Source organism: Verrucomicrobiia bacterium (genome assembly GCA_035946615.1).
Lineage (GTDB): Bacteria > Verrucomicrobiota > Verrucomicrobiia > Limisphaerales > UBA8199 > DASYZB01.
The window spans coordinates 45,077-65,426 of sequence record DASYZB010000048.1 but is presented as its reverse complement, the minus strand read 5'-3'; the positions used below and the strand labels follow the sequence as shown (position 1 = coordinate 65,426).

General features: G+C 57.9%; 16 protein-coding genes. 11 read left to right on the top strand and 5 right to left on the bottom strand.

Features of this window, described 5'->3' with window-relative positions; translation table 11 throughout:
* Positions 1–102: 102 nt before the first annotated feature.
* Positions 103–558 (bottom strand): response regulator, encoded by a 456-nt coding sequence (locus tag VG146_07865; GenBank protein ID HEV2392264.1) that lies wholly within the window; start codon positions 556–558, stop codon positions 103–105.
* Between the two features lie 11 nt (positions 559–569).
* Positions 570–1,001 (bottom strand): ATP-binding protein, encoded by a 432-nt coding sequence (locus tag VG146_07860; GenBank protein HEV2392263.1) that lies wholly within the window; start codon positions 999–1,001, stop codon positions 570–572.
* A 70-nt stretch (positions 1,002–1,071) separates the two neighbouring features.
* Between VG146_07860 and tal the strand changes: the two genes are divergently transcribed.
* From tal to VG146_07845, 3 genes are read left to right on the top strand one after another with little or no spacing between them, the layout of a single operon-like run.
* On the top strand, positions 1,072–2,067 hold the full coding sequence (tal, locus tag VG146_07855; GenBank protein HEV2392262.1) for a transaldolase: 996 nt from the start codon (positions 1,072–1,074) through the stop codon (positions 2,065–2,067).
* A complete protein-coding gene (locus tag VG146_07850) occupies positions 2,064–3,296 on the top strand; it encodes an oligogalacturonate lyase family protein (protein HEV2392261.1) in 1,233 nt (410 codons plus the stop codon). The genes tal and VG146_07850 overlap by 4 nt, the downstream gene beginning before the upstream one ends.
* A gap of 55 nt (positions 3,297–3,351) precedes the next feature.
* Positions 3,352–4,386: a glycosyl hydrolase 53 family protein gene (locus VG146_07845; protein ID HEV2392260.1), complete on the top strand. Its 1,035-nt coding sequence runs from the start codon at positions 3,352–3,354 to the stop codon at positions 4,384–4,386.
* An 88-nt stretch (positions 4,387–4,474) separates the two neighbouring features.
* On the opposite strand, the gene VG146_07840 is transcribed toward VG146_07845, so the two are convergent.
* Both VG146_07840 and VG146_07835 read right to left on the bottom strand, forming a co-directional pair.
* The gene (locus VG146_07840; GenBank protein HEV2392259.1) at positions 4,475–5,125 is read right to left on the bottom strand and encodes a response regulator transcription factor; all 651 of its coding nucleotides are present in this window, start codon (positions 5,123–5,125) and stop codon (positions 4,475–4,477) included.
* Entirely contained in the window at positions 5,122–8,235 is a 3,114-nt protein-coding gene (locus tag VG146_07835) for an ATP-binding protein (GenBank protein ID HEV2392258.1), read from the bottom strand. The genes VG146_07840 and VG146_07835 overlap by 4 nt, the downstream gene beginning before the upstream one ends.
* A 153-nt stretch (positions 8,236–8,388) precedes the next feature.
* Here VG146_07835 and VG146_07830 point away from each other — a divergent pair, with 153 nt between their 5' ends.
* A complete protein-coding gene (locus VG146_07830; protein ID HEV2392257.1) occupies positions 8,389–8,673 on the top strand; it encodes a hypothetical protein in 285 nt (94 codons plus the stop codon).
* Here VG146_07830 and VG146_07825 read toward each other — a convergent pair.
* Positions 8,670–9,332, bottom strand: a complete 663-nt coding sequence (locus tag VG146_07825) for a dienelactone hydrolase family protein (protein ID HEV2392256.1) — start codon at positions 9,330–9,332, stop codon at positions 8,670–8,672. The two genes, VG146_07830 and VG146_07825, sit on opposite strands and share 4 nt — an antisense overlap.
* Before the next feature lie 249 nt (positions 9,333–9,581).
* Here VG146_07825 and VG146_07820 point away from each other — a divergent pair, with 249 nt between their 5' ends.
* The 7 genes from VG146_07820 to VG146_07790 all read left to right on the top strand — a co-directional run bounded on the left by VG146_07820 (position 9,582) and on the right by VG146_07790 (position 20,301).
* Entirely contained in the window at positions 9,582–11,963 is a 2,382-nt protein-coding gene (locus VG146_07820; protein HEV2392255.1) for a DUF4838 domain-containing protein, read from the top strand.
* 138 nt (positions 11,964–12,101) lie between these two features.
* Positions 12,102–12,224 (top strand): hypothetical protein, encoded by a 123-nt coding sequence (locus VG146_07815; protein ID HEV2392254.1) that lies wholly within the window; start codon positions 12,102–12,104, stop codon positions 12,222–12,224.
* Positions 12,221–13,231 carry an ROK family protein gene (locus tag VG146_07810; protein HEV2392253.1) on the top strand — a complete coding sequence of 337 codons (1,011 nt, stop codon included), beginning with the start codon at positions 12,221–12,223 and terminating at the stop codon, positions 13,229–13,231. The genes VG146_07815 and VG146_07810 overlap by 4 nt, the downstream gene beginning before the upstream one ends.
* Positions 13,232–13,237: 6 nt before the next feature.
* On the top strand, positions 13,238–13,810 hold the full coding sequence (locus VG146_07805) for a glucose-6-phosphate isomerase family protein (protein ID HEV2392252.1): 573 nt from the start codon (positions 13,238–13,240) through the stop codon (positions 13,808–13,810).
* Positions 13,807–14,190 carry a phosphomannose isomerase type II C-terminal cupin domain gene (locus tag VG146_07800; GenBank protein ID HEV2392251.1) on the top strand — a complete coding sequence of 128 codons (384 nt, stop codon included), beginning with the start codon at positions 13,807–13,809 and terminating at the stop codon, positions 14,188–14,190. Before VG146_07805 ends, VG146_07800 begins: the two co-directional genes overlap by 4 nt.
* Positions 14,190–16,733, top strand: a complete 2,544-nt coding sequence (locus tag VG146_07795; protein ID HEV2392250.1) for a discoidin domain-containing protein — start codon at positions 14,190–14,192, stop codon at positions 16,731–16,733. The genes VG146_07800 and VG146_07795 overlap by 1 nt, the downstream gene beginning before the upstream one ends.
* Before the next feature lie 58 nt (positions 16,734–16,791).
* Positions 16,792–20,301: a glycosyl hydrolase-related protein gene (locus VG146_07790; protein HEV2392249.1), complete on the top strand. Its 3,510-nt coding sequence runs from the start codon at positions 16,792–16,794 to the stop codon at positions 20,299–20,301.
* Positions 20,302–20,350: the final 49 nt, after the last annotated feature.

Genomic DNA, 20,350 nt, shown 5'->3' with positions numbered 1-20,350 from the left:
AAGGAGTCTCTATCAACAACTTCCGAATAAACCAAGGCGATGGCGGACCATCTCGATCAGAGACTCACTCCTTGCGTCGTCTCCTACAAGGGGTTCCTGTTTTTATAGGTCTGAGAAGGGGGCGGAAGGCTGGTTTTGCACGAGCCAAAACTCCTTGACGGAACGGATCAGCACCTTGAGTTTCTCGAAACTCGAAGGTTTCACCAGGTAAGCATTGGCTCCAAGGCGATAGGCTGTTTCCACATCAGCCGCGTTAGTCGAGGCCGTCAGGACGATAACAATCGTGGAATTCAAATCCGGCCTCTCGCGGACGGCCTTCAGCACATCGAGTCCCATCACATAGGGCAGCTTCAAATCCAATAGCACCAAATAAGGCAAAGGATGGCGGCTCCGTTCTGAAAACTTCCCCGTTCCGTTCAAGTAAGCCAATGCCTCCCGTCCGTTATTAGCGACGAATAGCGGGTTCTCGACCCCGGCGGCCTCCAAAGCCGTTTTCATAAACAGCACATCATTGGGATCGTCCTCAACGAGGAGAATCGTCGCATGTGCGGTGACCATCCCTTTAATCTCTACCCGCTCGGCTCTCTTAGCTCAATCCAAAACTTGCTGCCAGCCCCCGGAGAGGACTGCACACCTACTCTCCCGCCCATCCGTTCCACCGCCTTTTGCACGATGGCTAATCCAATGCCCGTCCCTCCGTACTTCTCCACCGGATGAACGCGTTCGAACATGCGGAAAATGCGACTCTGGTGCTTCGGGGCGATTCCCAGGCCATTGTCCTGGACCCAAATGCGCACCCATTTATGGTCGCCGTTCTCGCGGCGAGCGGGCTCCGTCCAGACCTGCACGCGGGGCGCCAGCTCGGGCGCCACAAATTTAACGGCATTGGTCAGCAGATATTGAACCTTTAAGCAACCAGTAAAGGTGCTATCGTCCAGCGTTGAGCGCCGGACAAGGCGCTTCCGAACTTTGTAGGAGACGACGCAGTGCTCCCGTTCCATTTGCCTACGAACCCAAAGTGCGCCATGGTAAGGAGAAAGAAACCTTAATCCTTTTTGGGAGCGCGAATTTATGGACCATGTTGCTACACCAGCGAGGCCAACGGCACGCGGAAGCGATCAACTCGAGCAATTGAAGCAATTTACCAAGGTGGTTGCCGATACGGGCGACTTTGCCACCCTCAAGCAATACGCCCCACAAGACGCCACCACCAACCCCTCGTTAATCCTCAAGGCGGCCCAAATGCCCGGTTACAAGGGTCTTGTCGAAAAGGCTGTGGCCGACCACCGCAAATCCGGAGCAACCGGTCAGGACTTGCTGGACCGCATCATGGATGAGTTGCTGGTCCTGTTCGGCGCCGAGATTCTAAAGATTGTCCCGGGGCGCGTCTCGACCGAGACCGACGCGGACCTCTCATTCGACACGGAGGGCCTGATTGCGAAGGCGCACAAATTTATCGCGCTCTATCAAGAGAGGGGCATCACCCGGGAGCGGGTGTTGATCAAGATTGCATCCACGTGGGAAGGCGTCCGGGCCGCCGAAGTGCTGCAAAAGGAAGGCATCAACTGCAACATGACTCTGTTATTCTCGCTGCCCCAGGCGATTGCATGCGCGGAGGCCAAGGCCAGGCTCATCTCGCCTTTTGTGGGGCGCATCCTCGATTGGTATAAGGCCAAAGAGGGAAGAGATTTCGCGCCCGCCGAGGACCCGGGGGTCCTTTCGGTCGGAGAGATTTATTCTTACTACAAGAAATTCGGTTACTCGACGGAAGTAATGGGCGCCAGTTTTCGCAATAAAGGCGAGATTCTTGAGTTGGCCGGATGCGACCTGCTGACCATCAGCCCCCATTTGTTGGCGGAGCTCAAAGCAAGCACGGAGCCAGTCGAGCGCAAGCTCAGTCCCGAGCAGGCCCGCGCCAGATCAATCGCAAAGATTCCCATGGACGAAAAGAAATTCCGTTGGTTCTTCAATGAGAACGCCATGGCTACCGAGAAGCTCGCCGAAGGCATCCGAACATTCAACGCGGACGCCATGAAGCTCGAGCAGTATCTGGAAACCATGGTATGAACAACGGCATCTCAGCGGTTCTCATTGCGGTGGCGCTGCTCGGGCGGATATGGCCGGCCAGCGCGGCTGGCGCAGAGGGACTCCGGGATGAGTGGGTGGATGCCGATACGGGACATCGCATTATCCGCCTCTCGCGCCTGCCGGGCAGGAGCGAGAGCTTTTATTTCCACCAAAATGCCTTCACGCCGGGCGGTGACAAGATGGTCTTCGCCAATACTCAACCCGGAAGCCCCGCGCGGTTGATCGTTCTTGACTGGGCCACAAAACACCTCGAACCGCTCACCGAACCCAGCGTCCGGAATCCGTTTGTCGGACGCCACCGCCGCACCGTTTATTACCAGCGGCGCGGAGGGTTTTATGCCACCGACCTGGATACCCATCACACCCGCCTGATTGCCTCATTAACGGCAGGCGCGGGCATCGGAACGGTCAACGCGGACGAGACGCTCGCAGCGGGCAGCTTTACCGAGCCGGGCGGGCCGCCAATCGATCGGAGCGGTCCCAAGTCGGCCTGGTTCGACAAGATTTACGAGGCCAAACAACCGCAATGGCTTTACACGCTGGACCTGGCTTCGGGCAAAACCAACGCCTTCTATCGCTACGCCGGCTGGTTGAATCATCTCCAATTCTCGCCGGTTGACCCCGGTCTGCTGATGTTCTGCCACGAGGGCCCCTGGCATAAGGTGGATCGCATCTGGACGATCCGCACCGATGGCAGCGGCCTGCGGCTGGTGCATCGGCGCAGCGTTCCGATGGAAATCGCCGGACACGAGTTTTGGGCGGCGGACGGACAGAGCATCTGGTTTGATCTGCAGGTGCCGCGTGGGCAGGTCTTTTTCCTGGCGGGCGTCGAGTTGGCCTCGGGAAAAGAGACGCGCTACCCCATCGAGCGCGATCAATGGTCTGTGCATTTTAATATCTCGCGCGATGGCGCCCGTTTTGCCGGCGACGGCGGCGCCCCCAACATGGTCGCCCGCGCCAAGGATGGGAAATGGATTTGGCTCTTCACGCCAGAACCGAGCACGACTCTCAAAGCCGAGCGGCTCGTCAATATGCATGCCCATAACTATTCCCTCGAGCCCAACGTGAATTTCACGCCCGATGGCAAATGGATTGTTTTCAGGGGGAATTTCGATGGGTCACCCCAAGTGTATGCGGTTGAGGTGAAGGGGGGCAGGAGGGCCGAGTTCCCACGAGGCCCCGATCGACATGGAGCGGGAGAGGGGTAAAAGGCCGCTTTAATAAGGTTGGCTAGGGCTTCAAATATCGTGTAACTTTAATAACATGAGAGGGCATATTTTATTGGTGCTGGGAGTGGCGGTGAACCTTGCATCGAGGGCTCTTGCGTATGACTACGCGATCGGCGCGGATGTCTCCTTTCTTAAACAGGCAGAGGATGGTGGCACGGTTTTTAAGGACGGCGGCCAGCCCGAGGCGGGTCTTCAAATTCTTAAGGACCACGGTTATAACTGGATTCGCCTGAGGTTATTTCACACCCCAACGCGCTTGCCCAATAATCTCCAATACACCATCGCTTCGGCGCAGGCCGCAAAAAAGCTCGGGTTCAAATTTCTGCTGGATTTTCATTACTCGGATACGTGGGCCGATCCGGGCAAGCAATTCATTCCAAGAGCCTGGCAGCAGTTCTCCCATTCCAACCTGGTGACGGCGGTGTTGGATTATTCGCGAGATTCCATTGAGGCACTACGTGCTGCGGGCGTGCTGCCGGACATGGTCCAGATCGGCAACGAAATCAGCCACGGTATGCTCTGGCCGGACGGCAAGCTGCCGGAGAACTGGGATAACCTCGCGCAATTGATCAACGCGGGCATCCAGGGAGTCCAGGCCAGCTGTGGTCCCGGGCCGCAACCAAGAATCATGATTCACATTGACCGCGGCGGGGACCGTGCCAGCACGGAGCGGTTCTTTGACAAGCTGAATTCCTATGGAGTGGCTTACGATGTTATTGGCCAATCCTATTATCCCTGGTGGCAGGGCAGCCTGCTGGACCTGCGCGAGAATCTCGCTTTCATGGCGCGGAAATACCAGAAGGACATCATCGTGGTGGAGACCGCCTACAATTGGCGGCCCGCCGAATACATGGGCAAACCGGCCCCATTTCCAGAGACTGCTGAAGGTCAAAAGGCGTTTTTGGAAGCGCTCAATCGAGTCGTTCTGGCAACTCCCAATCAACGTGGCAAAGGATTGTTCTGGTGGGAACCGGCGGTGGCCACCGGGCCGAAGAACCGCGGGATGTTCGACGCCGGGTATGATGCTTTGCCGGTCATTACTGTGTTCGACTCATGGACCCGGAAGTGAGCCACGACACGGGTGAGGCGTTCGACAGTTAAAAGGCTTGATTCGACTGTCCGCCACCAGGTCCCGCCCTGCTCTTTTGGAAACGCGTTCAGGCGTTGTCTTCAGGCGGATTCTCCCACTCCGGATAGACTTCGGGCTTGAGCTGGCCGCGCCGAATGAGTTCCTGCAGGTCGCGAATGATGGTCCGGCGCGCCACGCCGAACTGGCGCGCCAAGGCGGAGATGTTCGGACGCGCGCGGGATTTGGCCAGGCTCTCGCGGATATGATTCTGCCGGTTCAACCGGTCTGTCGAGCGGCTAAAGAGATCGAGGGCATCGACGCGATGGACCCGTTCGAGGGCCTCGAATTGGCGCACCACTTCGTGCTCGCCACATTCCTTCAGGGCGGTCTGGACGGTGCGCTGAAGGACGCGGATATCGACCGGCTTGGTCAGACAGTAATGCGCCCGGCGCGGTCCTTGCAGTGCCTGCAATTGCTCGTGAACTTCGAGTGCGCCTGAGACGACAATAATCGGGACAAACGGCAACAGTTCCTTGAATTCGGGAAGAAAATCCAGCCCCAGTTCGCCTTTATCCAGGACATGGTCCAGGATGAGCACGTCGGGTGGGCGGATTGGGATGAGAGCCAAGGCCTCGCTTCCGCTTCGGACGCGAAGGAGTTGATATTTAGTGAGGGCCTCTTCGTAAATCTCGTATTGGAGATCGTCGTCTTCGATGATGAGAATGAGTGGAGGATTCATAATAAGGGGGATTGGCGAGGCGGCTCCGGTGTTTTTTCATTCACCGGCAGGATGAGGCTAAAGGTGCTGCCATGGTCCAACCGGGATTTCACGGCAAGACCAGCCCCCAATTTGCGCGCCAGTTCATAAGCCATCGACAGGCCCAAGCCGGTGCCGCGGTGGGTCGAAAGGGCTTTGGTAGTAAAAAACGGCTCGAAAATTCGGGTCAGGTTTTCCGAGGGAATGCCGCAGCCGTAATCTTTCACCTCAATCCAGACATAGCGCGAGGCGGTCGATGGCGCCAGGACCGCGTCGGCAGGGGCCTTCTCCAATGGGGACGTGCGGATAACCACTTGCTTGTTTTGGGCCTGCGCCTCAGCCGCGTTAAAGATGAAGTTAAGCAGGATTTGCTGGATAATGTCCTTCGAGGCGGATACCGCAGGCAGACCAGCCGCCGGCTCGAAGCGTACCTGGACTTCGCGCAGAAAGCGGTCACCGAGCAATTTGAGGGTGTCCTCGACCACCGCGTTGATTTCGCAAGGCTCGGCTTGTTGCCCGGACTCGCGGCTGAATCCCAACATGGCTTTGACCATGCCGGCCCCCTGCTCGACTACCAGCTTGATGCGGTCGGCGCGCGTGCGGACCTTGTCCGGGTTATCGAGGTTGTCTTCTATGATTTGGGCGGAGCCTTTGACAATCGAGAGAATATTGTTGAAATCATGCGCAATGCCTGCAGCAAGCGTTCCCAGGGCGGTCATTTTTTGGCTTTGTAACAATTGGCGATTGGCCAGGTCGAGCTGGGCTGTCCGCTCATTGACCTTCTTCTCGATATCCGCGTAGCTGTGCAAAAGGCGCCGGTGCCGGTTGAACGCAAGGCCCGCAAAGAAGAGCGCGCCGACCAGGCCGGCTACCGATATGGCCACCAGCCGCCCCTCTTTGTACCACGGTAGGACCACGGTAAAATCGAGCCGCGCCGGTTTGCCGATGTTGCAATTGCGGTCCATGGCGCGGACCTGAAAGTAATGCATGCCGGCCGGGAGTTCGGCGAACGAGACGCGGGTAGCCTCCTGGAAGGGAGACCATTCTCGTTCGTCCAGGCGGTAGGAGTAAAGGAGCCGCTCGGGTGGGGTGAACTTCCATTTATCGATGCCGCTAAAGAGCATGGTAATGGTGCTGCCTTCGGCGGAGCTGTTCTTCTCCCCGCCCAGCTTCTGAACGAAGGCCTCTGGCGGGTCACGGTCGGCTTTTGGATTGTAAAGGCGCAAGCCGTGCGTGGTGGCGGCCCAAAGCTGGTCGCCCTGCTCGAAGACCTCCCGCACGGTGGTGGTGGGAAGCCCCTCTTCGATTCCGTTTTCTATCCAGCCACCCTGAAAATAGCGGTGCAGGCCATTGTTCGAGGCAACCCAGATCGTGCCATCGCGCGTGCGCACAAAGGCGTTGATCCGATCAAAATCCCCGCGCACAACCGCCCAGGCATGACCGTCGAATTCCCAAATCTGCTCTTGTGTGGCGCACCAGACCTTTCCCTCGGGCATCTCAACAAACCCCACGACAGCCGCCGGGGTCGTTTTGTCAGCGGATGCAAAAACCCGCCACAACTTTTCATGAAGATACGCCGTCCCAAACTCGCCGCTAATCCATAAATCACCGTTCTGCGCGGCCAAAGCGGTTGAAAGGTTAGTGCCAAGTTGGGCGGGAGGAGGGCTGGCGAGCGGCTCAAAAGCGAGGCCATCGTACTTTTCCAGCGCGCAATTGCCCTTAGTGTCCAAAGCCGAGACGCAGAGAGTGCCGTCGCGCAACAATCCTAAAGCCCTGAAATGCCGGGTAGGAGTTCCCTGCGGCACAGGATAAAAACGGCCTTCGAGCGGTTGGAATCCGAAAAGTTGATCGCGCATCCCGGACTCGGCGTCGCCGGCGTCCAGCACCAGGGTGCCATTGCCCAATGCGAATATGGCCCGGGGTTGAAGCCGGAACCTGTTTAGAACCGGCAAGGAGAATTCCTTCAGCTCCTGCTCGCTCAGAGAATACAGTTTGCCCCCTGCGACGAACCACAAACGGTCAGGCGTATCCGACGCCAGGCAATGCACAGAGCCGGCCAACTTGCGCACAGACCGTGGACCGCCCCAGCTCAGTTGCGCATAGCGAAACAAGCCGTCTGAGGTGGCTAACCAGAAAGCCCCGCTGGGCTCGATGGCCACATCAAAGTACTGCCGGGCAAAGATTTCATCGTTCTCAGTTAACTCAGCGCTGCCGGGCTCCCATTGCCAGAGAGCGTTCATGGTGGTAGCCCAACCGTTCTGGTCGGGGCCGCGCCAGGCCTGCCGCAGGCGCTCCAACACAGGAGGACTGACCAGCCAACGTTGAGAATCAAAATAGACGAGCAGTTTTTGACGATTCGTGGATGATTCGGCCATCGCCACGACACCCCCATCCACATCTTCCCGAGGATTGAGCAGGTCGTGCAGCCGCTCATTCTCAGGGACCGGGTACTCGTGCCACTCGGTCGTCGGCGTGAGCATTCGCAGCGGTCCCGGGATTCTAGCCAGACCGCTTGCCCCGGAGACCCACAGCCCGCCATCGTGCGCCGGGGCCAGACCCAGGAACCGTCGCAAAGAGGTGTCCCGCGCCCAGCGCAAAACTCGCGTCCGGGGTTGCTCGGGGCGGTCACAATTGAGTTCGAGCAGCCGGTCCGACAGCAGTAGAATCACCAGCCCATGGCGAACGGGGCATAAAGGGACCGGGTCGATGACGCCGGCCATTGGCCGGTTAGTTTGCGCGGCAATCTCGGGAACCGGGTAAAATGCCCAGTTACCGTCGCGGTACTCCTGAAGGCCGCCGGGGACAACCGACCAAAGTTGTCCGCCGGGGCTTTGGTAAGCGCGGCTTTGAACCATCTCGGGCGCCGGGATCTCGCTCACCTCGTAACCGTCCAGGACCGTCAGCAGAGGAAGGTTGTAATGGCGGGCAACGACTTTGCCCAGCGCCGAGACAGTCACCGAGACGCAGGCCGACTCCGGCAGCCCATCGGTAACCCGGTACACGCGCCAATTCGAGCCCTTCTGACCCCAGCACAAGGGCAACATCGCCAGCACCACGGCGACGACTAATACCGACCTTCGCCTGAACATCATCCGTTGAGGGATTCTCGCGGAGAATCGCGTCTCCATTATCTCTCCGCAGGCCAAAGGACGCAATCAAACAAAAGTCCAACCATTGCGCTTTGGCCCGCTTTTAGCTATCGTCTGCCCCGCATGGAAGCCGGTGAGAGAGAAATTTGCGCTTATTTGAAGAGTTGGCCCGGGCAATTTGTGTCCGTGGTCCAAATCTGCCGGCGAGCTGGCAACCGGCGGCAGTTTCAGGAGAACCCGAACTGGGCGGTGCCCTTGCTGGCGACCATGCTCGACAAGAAGGTCGTCGAGTGCGATGCCTACAATCGCTATCGGCTTAAGCCGCCTGAGAAGAAGAGAAAGGTGTTTATGTCACCCGAGCTTAAAAAGATTCTGGAAAAGGCGGGCCGCACCTTCGACGTTGATGAGAGCGCCGCCGGCCCCGGCGACCCTGGGATTTAGAGCCTTCGGGCCATCGGTTGGAGATGGTTGGCGAACCATTCGGAGGCCATTTTGGCGACGATTTCCAGCGCCCCCGGTTCCTCGAAGAGGTGCGAAGCGCCGGGGATAATGCGCAGGGCCTTTTCACACTTTAGCTTGTCATAGGCCTCTTCATTCAATGGGAGAACGGGTATATCATCTCCACCCACGAGCAGAAGGGTTGGGGCCAAAACGCGTTCGAGGGCAGCGCCGGCCAGGTCGGGCCGGCCACCGCGGGAGACAACCGCTCGGATGAGTTCACGCAGTTCGGCGGCTGCCACCAGCGCGGCGGCAGCCCCCGTGCTCGACCCAAAGAAGCCGACGGCCAGATCGCGGGTGGTGCATTGGTCCAAAGCCCAACGGGTCGCCCCAGCCAGGCGTTTGGCCAGAAGCGGTATATCGAATCGCAAATGCCGGGTTTGGGCCTCTGCTTGCTCTTCGGCGGGGGTCAGCAGGTCCATTAACAATGTGCCCAGACCTGCCTTTTGCAAGGTGCGGGCGACAAACTGGTTGCGGGAGCTATGCCGACTGCTGCCGCTGCCGTGAGCGAAGACGACCAAGCCCAACGCTTCACCAGGCAAATCGATTTGGGCTTCGAGTTGGACGCCTCTCAGCGGAATGACAACTTCTTGTGCGCTCATAAAACGGTCCTTTCGACCTTGAACCAGCCGCCCTAGCGGCTACGAACCAATATAGCCCCTTTGGCGCACCGGTGCAGCAACGAAGAGCAGCAACATCGACAATTCGGCCCTGTTCGGCAGGTTGAAGTTCAAGTCCGCATTCAACTTGCCACATCCCAAACCCGGGCGATACATTGTCACCTGCTCGTTCGTGAGTACCCAGTGGCCGATGTTGCGGAATCGGCAGACGCGCCAGGTTCAATTTTTTGCATGAAAACAAAAGAAAAAATGCTGTTTTCACTCGTCTCCATTCTCACCTTCGGGATTCTTCAATCTCTTGAACTTCACGCGGCTGAGGCGGTCCCGATTTTTGACGGCAAATCGCTGAACGGCTGGGAGGGCAACATCACGAACTGGCGCGTCGAGCGCGGCGCGATTGTCGGCGGCGAATTAGATAGAAAACAACCCCACAACGAATTTCTAGCCACAACCAAGGAATTCGGAGATTTTGAGCTCCGCTTGCAATACAAAATCGAAGGCTCCAACGGCTTCGTGAATGGCGGTGTTCAGTTTTGGTCCCAGCGCGTGCCGAACAATTTCGAAGTTTCAGGATACCAGGCCGATCTTGGCGCCGCTACCGATGGAAACCTATATGACGAAAGCCGCCGGAACAAAAACCTCGTCGAAGTTCCGAGGGACATCCTCGAAAAAGCCCTCAAACCCGGCGCCTGGAACGATTACCGGATTCGCGCCGAAGGTTCGCATATTCAATTGTGGTTGAATGGCGTTAAAACGGTCGATTACATGGAACCCGACGCGTCAATCCCGCGCCACGGAATCATCGCGCTGCAAATCCACGGCGGCGCATATACAAAAGTGCAATATCGGAAACTGGTCCTCAAAGAATTGGTCGAAACCGCAGGCTTAAACTTGGCGGAACACGGCCAAACAAAATACTCAATCATCGTCGCGCCCGACGCCACCACCACCGTTAAACACGCGGCGCAGGAACTTTCCGATGATCTTAAGGAAATCTCCGGCGCAGATTTTCCAGTCCTAACCGAGAAACGCCACGGCCCATCAATTTTCGTCGGCGCATGCCCCTGGCTTCCGTCCGCATTCAACAAAGTGCGCCTGGATGACTTAACGGACGAAGCATTCGTCATTCGTTCATCGGGGCGCAATCTTCTTTTGGCAGGGCACGGTGATCGCGGCACGCTGTACGCGGTCTATAGTTTCGTCGAAGACAAACTCGGCGCCCGCTGGTACGCGCCCGATGCAACCTTTTTTCCCCATCGCGACACCATCCGCCTCGCCAGCCTGAGTGAAACTCAAATCCCCGCCTTTAGCTACCGCAACACCGATGAAACAATCGTTCACATTCCCGGCCACGCCCAATGGGATGCGCACCTCAAACTCAACGGCATGAGTGTTCCTGACGAACCGGACCTCGGCGGCATCAACAGGCTCTTCAACGGTGCGGAGAATTTCTACGACCTCGTCCCGCCCAGCCGTTATTTCGCCGGCCATCCGGAATATTTCAGCTTGGTTAAGGGCAAACGAAAATCCTCGCCCGATTCTCAACTCTGTCTCAGCAATCCCGACGTTTTCAAATTGGTTGTAGCCGCGCTAATTGCCGAAGCGAAAGCCAGTCCACAAGAACTGACACTCGGCCTTTCACCCAATGACGCCACGCATGGCAATTGCCAGTGCGATGCCTGCAAGGCCGCTGATGCAAAATTTGGTTCCCCGGGCGGAACATTGCTCGATTTCGTCAACAAAGTCGCCGCCGCAGTGCAGGCCTCGTTCCCGGATCGAAAAATTTGGGTCGAAACCCTCGCGTATCAGTACACCCAAAAAGCCCCAACGCCCGAAGCCATCGCTCCTGCTGATAACGTCCTCGTCTGCCTTGCTCCCATTTATGCTTGCGACGGACATTCTCTCGCTGCTGATCCTCAAAACAAAGCCTCCAACCAGGCATTGCTCGATTGGGAAAAGGTCGCCCCCGGCCATCTTCAAATCTGGCATTACGTCGTGAATTTCGCCCATTATCTCCAGCCTTATCCAGATTGGGATGAAATCGGCGCTGACATGGAATACTATCGGGACAATGGCGTTTCTGGAATGTATTGCGAGGGCGATTCGGCCTCTGGTTGCGATTTCCAGCCGATGCATACTTGGGTGATGGCGCACCTCTTCTGGAATCCGCGTCAGGACGTCTGGTCTTTGGTGCGGGATTTTTGCAACGGCTACTTCGGGAAAGCCGGCGCGGAGATGTACGCCTATCAACGGCTGTTTCATGAGCGCCTCCAGCAACCCGGCGTTCACCTTCATCTTTATGATCCGCCAACCTCTTCGCTATTCAGCGCGGACTTGCTCAAATCCGCTAACGCACTCGTCGAGCGCGCTGAAGCGGACGCAGAAAACGAAACAATCCGTAATCGCGTTCAGGAAACCCGCATGGGTCTTCGTTATATCTACCTTGCGACACACATTCCCGACTCTAACACCGCTCCGGACCAACGCGGCGCGTATCGAACCAAACTCAATTCGTTCATCGCCGACCTCGCGCGATTCAACATCACCTCACTTTCCGAAGGGCATAGCGCGGAGGAATGGATAAAGAGATTCAAGGCTGCCGCCGGCGAGTAGATTAATAGGCCTTGTGTTTTCCTCGCGTTGTAGAAAGCCAAACCCGCCCCGGGTGGGCTGGTCAGGCATATTCATTGACGTATTCTCCCCAGGTTGTCACGATTGATGCCGTTAGGTTTCGGGACTGAAATTCTATCTATGAAAGCGCCCGCTTACAGGATACTTCCTTCTGAGATCGCCTTCAGCGCCCCTTCCTTGGTTGCCAAGGTGGTGTGGACATGGAAGCACGGCTTGACCTTCGCCGCAAAGGTGAATGTATGACCGTGCTGGCATGCGATTTGGGCGGAACGCGGTTGAAGATTGGCCTGGTGCGTCAGGCCCAGGTGTTGGCGCAGGCACTGAAGCCGGCGAAGTCGCAGCAGGGCCTGAGGCCGCAACTGCCGATGCTCAAGGCTGTCTGGCTGCGCCTTTTAGAGAAACAGAACATCTCGCTGGCGAATTGCGGCGGCATCAGCGTTGCGTTTCCAAGTCTGGTGGATACGGGCAGTGGCCGCGTGCTGGCCGAATACGGAAAGTTTACCGACGCGCCTCATATAGACCTGCGGTCTTGGGCATTGAAGGAATTGGGGCTGCCATTGGCAATTGAAAACGATGCGCGCATGGCGCTGATCGGCGAATGGCGCGCTGGGGCGGGCCGGGGCGTGGATAATCTGGCGATGATTACCCTTGGAACCGGTCTCGGCACGGCCGCTATAATTGAGGGCAATGTACTCCGAGGAAAACACGGGCAGGCCGGTGTGCTCTGCGGCCATTCGACTGTGCGCTACGGTGGACGCGCCTGCAATTGCGGCAATATCGGCTGCGCGGAGGCCGAAGCCTCCACGGCGTTTCTCCTGGAGATGGCAAGCGGTTTGCGCGATTTCGAGCACAGCTCCATGCGCAATGCCACAACGCTCGATTACGAGTTGATCTTTAAGCACTCCGCCTCTGGCGATGAGTGCGCCGTCGCTTTGCGCGATCACAGCATTCAGGTATGGAGTGCGCTGGCGGTCAATCTTATCCACGCTTACGATCCGGAGATGTTGATCTTGGGCGGCGGCATCATGGCCAGCGCGGATGTCATCCTGCCTGCGGTGGCGAGCTACGTTTCACGCCATGCGCACACCACCTGGGGCAAGGTGCGAGTGGTGGCGTCCCAGTTGGGCGACCTGGCAGGGCTCGTTGCCGCCGAATGGTTGGTCCAAGAGCAATTGGGCCTCACGCCGGAGCGCCAGTCCGACTGTACCCTCGCAGGAGCACCTAACCATCCGACCCGAACGCCTCAGTAACTACGAATGTTCAACTCCAAGCAAATCCTTTCCAGCTTTGATCCCGCAAACGGAACGATTTCGGGTTTGGTCAAAGTCGAGCGCCATTTAAGCGACTTGCGGGGCTGCTTCGTTGACCTGGCCGCTTATGAGCGCACGCTGGCGCTGGGCAATCCTGTGCTGTACAGCGTTGCCGCGGCTGAGCTGGGGAGTGGCCCGGGTGATTTGAATTATGCCGTTGGCCTGATTATGCCCGGAAGGGTGGGGGACGAGTACTTCATGACCAAGGGCCACCTGCATGCGTGGCGCGAGGCGGCGGAGATTTATATTGGCCTGAGCGGCCAAGGCGTGATGCTGTTGGAGGATGAGGCCACCGGCGAGAGCCAAATGGCGCCTTTGCGCTCCAACCAAGTGGTGTATGTCCCAGGCAAAACTGCGCATCGCACGATGAATACGGGCCAGGCGCCATTGAGCTATCTGGGCATTTATCCCGCAAAAGCCGGGCATGACTACGATGCGATTGCCAGCAGGAATTTTCGGTGCGTTGTCATCGAGCACGATGGCCGGCCCATCATGGTCGAAAGAAAAGGCGTCTTATGAAGAACCATGTCTCAAAGCCTATTCCCGACGAAAAACATCGAGTCGGTCTTGTCGAGCGTCCTTGGGGCTGTTTCAAACAATATGCTCTTAACCAGGACTGCACCGTGAGCTTGATGACGGTAAGCCCCGGCCAGCGGCTCAGCCTGCAATCCCACACCGGTCGCGCCGAGTTATGGATTATCATGGACGATGGCGCGCGAGTGCAGGTCGGCGACGCCGAGAGAGATTATCGCGCCGGCGATGAAATCTGGATTGCCGTCGGGGAAAAGCACCGTCTGTCTTGTGTTGGGGCCGAACCGGTGCGCGTCTTGGAGGTAGCCTTTGGCAATTGGCAACAGGAGGACATCACCCGGTACTCGGACGATTACGCAAGGGCCTAATGAGAACACAACGGCACCCATCCCGAGGGCTGACCGGCCTGGCCTCCGTGGCCCTCTTATGCCTTGGGTTGCAGGCTGTGAATAGCGCGCCAGAACGGCTGCGCAACGTCCTTTCGCTCGATGGAACCTGGCAGATTGCCGAAGGAAAAATGGACCAGGTTCCCGTCTCCTTTGAACGCACAGTGCCGGTGCCTGGCTTGGTCGCGCTGGCCACCCCGGAGTTTGCCAACCCACCAGGGCCGAAGGTCACCGAGCGGAACAAAATTAACCAGAAAGACCCCAAGCGTGACGCGTTTTGGTACCGGCGCACATTCCGACTCGATCAACCGCTGCGCGCCGTTGCTTTGCTGAAGGTCCGCAAGGCCATGTTCGGCACGCGAGTGATCCTGAATGGCCAAGTGCTTGGTGATCATTTGCCAAGCTTCACCGCGGGCTGTTTCGACGCGAAGGCTGCCTTGAAAGCCGGTCAGAACGAGTTGCTGATCCGGGTCGGGGCGGATCGCGATGCGGTGGGACCACGCTTTCCAAACGGATTCGACTACGAGAAAGAGCGGTACATTCCCGGCATCTTCGATTCCGTGGAGCTGATCCTCTCCGGCACGCCCCACTTCACGCAGGTGCAGGCTGCGCCGGACATCGCCACGGGCGCCGTGCGCGTGCAAGCGGTCCTGCGCAACGATGGGGAGGCGGTACGCACCGTGGTTAATTTCACCGTGCGCGAGGCCAAATCGGGCCGTGAAGCTGGACGCCTGAGCACCGAGTCCTTGAGCATTGAGAAAGGCGCGGAGACAACCGTTGATGTGCGTATTCCCGTCGCTGGCTGCCACCTATGGTCGCCGGAGGAGCCATTCCTCTACACGCTGGAGGCCGAAAACGGCGCTGATCGATTCCAGACCCGCTTCGGGATGCGGGAACTCAGGTTCGATCCTGCAACAGGCCATGCGAGGCTGAATGGCAAACCGTATTTCATGCGCGGGAGTAACATCACGCTTTACCGGTTTTTCGAGGACAGCCAGTGCAAGGACTTGCCCTGGCGCAACGCGTGGGTGCGGCTGCTCCTTCAGCGGGTTAAGCAGATGCACTGGAATAGCCTCCGTTGCTGCATCGGTTTTCCGCCCGAGGCGTGGTATGACGCCGCCGACGAGCTTGGCATCCTCATCCAGGACGAGTTTCCGGTCTGGTATGGCGGTTCGGGCTGGAGCACCTGGCCCAAGGAATTGAAGAGCGGCGAACTGGCCCTCGAATATGCCGAGTGGATGAGAGAGCGGTGGAACCATCCCTGCGTCGTCGTGTGGGACGCCAGCAACGAAACGGCCAGTCCCGAAACGGGCCTGGCCATCAAAAAGGTCCGGGACCTCGACCTGTCTCATCGGCCCTGGGACAATAGTTACTCTGATCCGATGGAGCCAGGCGACGTATTCGAGTCTCATCCCTACCACTTTAATCCTAATTTCCGGCTATCTGACCTGGCTACGACCGACCCTGTCCCCCAAGGCAATCAAGTTCATAACGATGGCAAACACGCCGTCATTATCAATGAATACGGCTGGCATTGGGTCAACCGGGACGGCACACCGACGACTCTAACGCGCGAGCTGTACCGCGTTGTGCTGGGCGAACGGGCCACCGCCGCGCAACGCTTCCATATGCAGGCCACCTGGCTGGCCGCGGACACCGAATTTTGGCGTGCTCATCGTAAAGCGGCCGCAGTGCTTCATTTCACCATGCTGGGTTATTCGAGGCCGGACGGGCAGACCTGCGACCATTGGAAACCGGGCGGCGTCGAGGAGCTCCAATGGGAGCCTGAGTTTTACCGTTACGTACGCGACGCGTTCGCTCCCGTGGGGCTGATGGTGGATTTCTGGAAGGACAGGAACATTTGCAAGACCCAATCGCGCGTGCCGATCATCCTTATCGACGATCTCGACCGGCCTTGGGGCGGCTCTGTCAGTCTGCGGCTCTACAAGGCTCAGGAGGCAGTCTCGATTTTCGAGATGAAGCAGGAAGCAAGTGTTGGAGCTTTCGGCCAGGCGACAATAGAGTTCGAGGTGACTTGGCCCAAATCGCCGGGCCAATATGTGCTCGATGCCGCATTGCGCGGCGTGGATGGTCAAACCGTCCATAGTGTGCGCGAATTGGAGACGATCGGCCCGAGGGCGTTGGGCTTGGCTTATCGCAAACCGGCCTCAGCGTCCTCGAGTCAAGCCAAAGAATACTTGCCGGCCAACGCGGTGGACGGCGATACAGCCACCTACTGGTCTTCGACCTTTGCTGATCCTGCCTGGCTCGCGGTGGACTTGGGCGAGCTTTCCACGATTAGCCGTGTTCGCATCACTTGGGAACGGGCCTACTCGAGGGAATTTGAGGTCCAAGTCTCGTCTGACGGCCAGAACTGGATTGGCGTGTTCACGGAGAAAAACTGCAAAGGCGGTGTCAGCGAAATTAAACTTGCTCCCCTCAGGGCGCGGCATGTCCGCATCTGGTGCGTCAAGCGAGCGACGCAATGGGGCCATGCAATTCGCGAACTTGAGGTCTTCTCATAGCTCAGCGTGAGGAAAAGAAGAAAATTCGTGTTGATTAGCCCTCACTCGAAATCCCATTGTGCGCGCGCCATATAAATTATTCCCTGCGCTTGCCTCGGTCGTGTTGCTCTCGGCGATGCCTTTGTTCGCAACCGAAGAGCGGATTTGGAATTTGGGCGAGCCGGATCGCTCTGACCATGAATTCAACACGGCCATGAACATTCGCGCCCACCCTTCAGTCGTGGTGCAAATCGGAACCGGGAACGAAGCCGGGCAATGGCCGCATTTCCAACCCGCTTCGGGCAACGGCGCCTTTGGGCAACATCTCTATCGCTATTCGTTGGATTTCAATCTTCCAGCCCCCGCCCTGCGCGGGATTTTTTATTTGGACTTGAATCTGTTGTTTCGCCAACCGCGCACGCCGGCCTTGGAATTGGAAGTCAACGGCCAGCGCGGCCGCTATTACTTCGAGCCAGAGCCGATGTTCGCCCTTGGCGCCATCAGCGACGAATTCAATCCCATCCGTTCGGTGGCAGGGCGCAAGATTGCCCTGCCCGCGTCCTGTTTTCGCGCGGGGAAAAATCGCATCACATTTGCGGGCGTGGATGACCCGCCGGTAGTCGTCACCAACCAAAATGTGGGCGGCGATGGCGATTCCGGCTTCTATTACGATTCTCTCGCGCTCACACACGACCCGAATGCCACATGGGATGCAAAGGTGCAGGTCCGCCTGACGCCGTCCGTTTTCTATCGCAAGACCGCGAAAAGTGTCGAGGAAGAATGCCCGTTGACCATCAGCTTTCCAAGCGAGTGGCCCGGCGGTGAGGCGCGCGTGACCATTGGCAGGTTCACCACGCAATTCAAAGTCCCAAAGCCCGCTGAATTTGGCGAAGCACGCTACACGATGCTAGTTCCCGGCCAAGAGCCGGCATGCACCGCCCAAATTGTGTTGTCGGACAATTTGCCAGACCATAATTCAGCCGCCAATGAACACACTTTCGCTGTGAATTTCGTCCCGGCGCGAAAGTGGAAACTTTACTACGCGCCGCACGAGCACATGGACGTCGGCTACACGGATTATCGCGCCAAGGTAGCCGAGTTGCATGCGCGCAACGCAGATCAGTTACTGAACGTTTTGGAGCAGCATCCGGATTATCGTTTCAACTTCGATGGCGGCTGGGTGATGGACCAATGGCTGGACTGGCGTTCACCTCGCGATATCGCCCGAATCGAGCCCCACGTCCGCGCGGGGCAAATTGCGGTGAATGGCTTTTACGATTGTCCCGCCACCGCGTATCCCTCGCTCGAAGGAAACATTCGCAATCTCTACTACGGCAGGGAGCTGCAAAAACGCTTTGGCATTCCATTTGATTTCGCGCTCATTTCGGATGTTCCTTCGGTTTCCTGGTCGATCCCTTCGATTCTGGCGTCGGCTGGCATCCGGTACTTTGCCGATGGTGGCAACCAGGACCGCGGCCCGTTGCTCGCGAGTGGACATTGGAATGTGCGCTCGCCTTTTTGGTGGGAAGGGCCGGATGGGCAGCGCGTGCTCGCTTGGTTCTCCGCCCATTACCATCAACTCAAAGCCCTTTGCGGCCTGCCGCCCACCATTGAATCGGGCAGGGGCGGTGTAGCGCGGTTCCTTCGCGCCTACGAACTGGCCGATTACAAGCCCGACGCCGTGCTGGTTTATGGCACCCAGGTCGAAAACCTGCCCACGGACTATGATGACGCGGCTTTCGTGGAACGCTGGAACGCACACTTTGCCTATCCCAGGCTTATCACCTGCCGCTTTTCGGAGTTCTTTCAATACATTGAAAAACATTACGGCGAGAGCCTCCCGGTGGTGCGCGGCACCGGGGGCGCTTACTGGGCCGATAACTTTGGCATTCTCGCCGCAGCCACCGCGCGCGACCGCGCCAACCAAACGCGCGCCCTCAGCGCGGAAACGCTGGCCACCCTCACCACCACCACGGACCCCAACCTGCGTTTTGCGCGCGAATTGGATCACGACATCTGGCGGAATTTGCTCCTCTATGGCGAACATAACTTCGGCACGGGCAACACCGCGACTCAACCGGCTCGCGACGAGGTGATCGGCGTGGTCAATGAGAAACAGAATTACACCCTCCGGGCAGCAGAGGAGATCGACAAGTGGATGCGTCACAGCATGAGCCAACTCGCCGACCAGATACAAACCGAAGGCCAAGACCTGATTGTGTTCAATCCCCTGAGTTGGCAGCGAAGCGGGCTGGTCGGTTTCCAATTGAATGACGGGGCAACCCTGACCGACGTGGCCACCGGACATCCGGTGGGCTACGAGATGCTCGATGGGACCAATGGCTACCAGGCCATCCGCTTTTGGGCGCGGGACGTTCCACCAGCCGGTTACAAGGTCTATCATCTCGGGCACGGCCCCACCCTCCAGTCCAGTCCCGCCGAGCAAACGGCCAGTAACGTCGTGGAGAATCGCTTTTACAGGATCACCCTGGATGCCGAGCACGCCGCCATCAAGAGCATTTATGACAAGCAACTGGAACGAGAGCTCGTAGATTCCGCCAGTCCGTACTTGGCCAATGAATATCTTTTCGTCAGCGGCGGAGAACAGTCGCGGTTGCTGCACCCCTTTCACTGGCTGCCCGAGCCTCAACTGGTCATTCACCCGGCGGAGCGTGGGGTTCTGATTGGTATTGAAAAAACCCCATGGGGCCCGAAAATTCGCATGACCGCTTCGGCCACGCACACGCCCCGGATCTCAACGGATATTTTGCTGCCCGACGACGTGAAGGAGATTGAAATAAGCGATCACATTCAGGTGGACTTGCTCTATTCCAAGCAGGCTTGTTATTTCGCCTTTCCTTGGGCAATGCCGAAGCCGACGTTCCGCTACGATATTGCCGACGGTTTCGTGAATCCCGCCAAGGACTTGCTCGAAGGCGGCTGTAGTGATTGGTTTGCGATCCAAAGTGTGGTGAATGTCGAGGATGGCAGTGCTTCGGTGGACCTTGCGGCGGTGGACGCGCCGCTGGTGTGCCTGGGCGACATCAATCGTGGCCGCTGGGCCCCGCAGTTCACCAACCACACTCCCGTCGTCTTTTCTTACGCGCTGAACAACTACTGGTCGCCCAAGTGGGCCGGCAAGAATTCCGCGGAACTGTCGTATCGTTACGTGATCACCAGCGGGCCGCCCTTTGACCCGGCCCAGGCCGAACGGTTTGGCATCGAGACGCGTTGCCCCTTGGAAGTGGCCGAGCTTAAAAAGAGTGACAAATTGCCCGGTCTTCGCGGAACCCTGCCGCCCGGGAAAGCCAGTTTCGCTTCCCTTTCGCCGGCGGGCCTTGCAATGACGGCGTTTAAATGCGCCGAGGATGGCCAAGGACTGGTCGTGCGCATCCTTGAAATAGCCGGATTGGAAGCTGACGGAATCTTGAAACTTCCCCGGATGACCATTGTTTCAGCCAGAGAAGCCAATGCCGTCGAGACGCCGGGAAAGAAATTGGAAATCGGCCAAAACAGCGTCCGGTTCCACATTCATCCGCACCAGATTTTAACAATGAAATTGATGGTTAAAGTTAAAGGACAGATTTGATGCTTTCTGGATGTGGAAAACAAGAGCCGCTGGATGCAGTGGCAGCGCG

Coding starts and splice junctions, on each gene's coding strand:
- VG146_07865 (HEV2392264.1), bottom strand. CDS start 558: ATGGTCACCGCACATGCGACGATTCTCCTCGTTGAGGACGATCCCAAT.
- VG146_07860 (HEV2392263.1), bottom strand. CDS start 1,001: ATGGAACGGGAGCACTGCGTCGTCTCCTACAAAGTTCGGAAGCGCCTT.
- tal (HEV2392262.1), top strand. CDS start 1,072: ATGGACCATGTTGCTACACCAGCGAGGCCAACGGCACGCGGAAGCGAT.
- VG146_07850 (HEV2392261.1), top strand. CDS start 2,064: ATGAACAACGGCATCTCAGCGGTTCTCATTGCGGTGGCGCTGCTCGGG.
- VG146_07845 (HEV2392260.1), top strand. CDS start 3,352: ATGAGAGGGCATATTTTATTGGTGCTGGGAGTGGCGGTGAACCTTGCA.
- VG146_07840 (HEV2392259.1), bottom strand. CDS start 5,125: ATGAATCCTCCACTCATTCTCATCATCGAAGACGACGATCTCCAATAC.
- VG146_07835 (HEV2392258.1), bottom strand. CDS start 8,235: ATGATGTTCAGGCGAAGGTCGGTATTAGTCGTCGCCGTGGTGCTGGCG.
- VG146_07825 (HEV2392256.1), bottom strand. CDS start 9,332: ATGAGCGCACAAGAAGTTGTCATTCCGCTGAGAGGCGTCCAACTCGAA.
- VG146_07820 (HEV2392255.1), top strand. CDS start 9,582: ATGAAAACAAAAGAAAAAATGCTGTTTTCACTCGTCTCCATTCTCACC.
- VG146_07815 (HEV2392254.1), top strand. CDS start 12,102: ATGAAAGCGCCCGCTTACAGGATACTTCCTTCTGAGATCGCCTTCAGC.
- VG146_07810 (HEV2392253.1), top strand. CDS start 12,221: ATGACCGTGCTGGCATGCGATTTGGGCGGAACGCGGTTGAAGATTGGC.
- VG146_07805 (HEV2392252.1), top strand. CDS start 13,238: ATGTTCAACTCCAAGCAAATCCTTTCCAGCTTTGATCCCGCAAACGGA.
- VG146_07800 (HEV2392251.1), top strand. CDS start 13,807: ATGAAGAACCATGTCTCAAAGCCTATTCCCGACGAAAAACATCGAGTC.
- VG146_07795 (HEV2392250.1), top strand. CDS start 14,190: ATGAGAACACAACGGCACCCATCCCGAGGGCTGACCGGCCTGGCCTCC.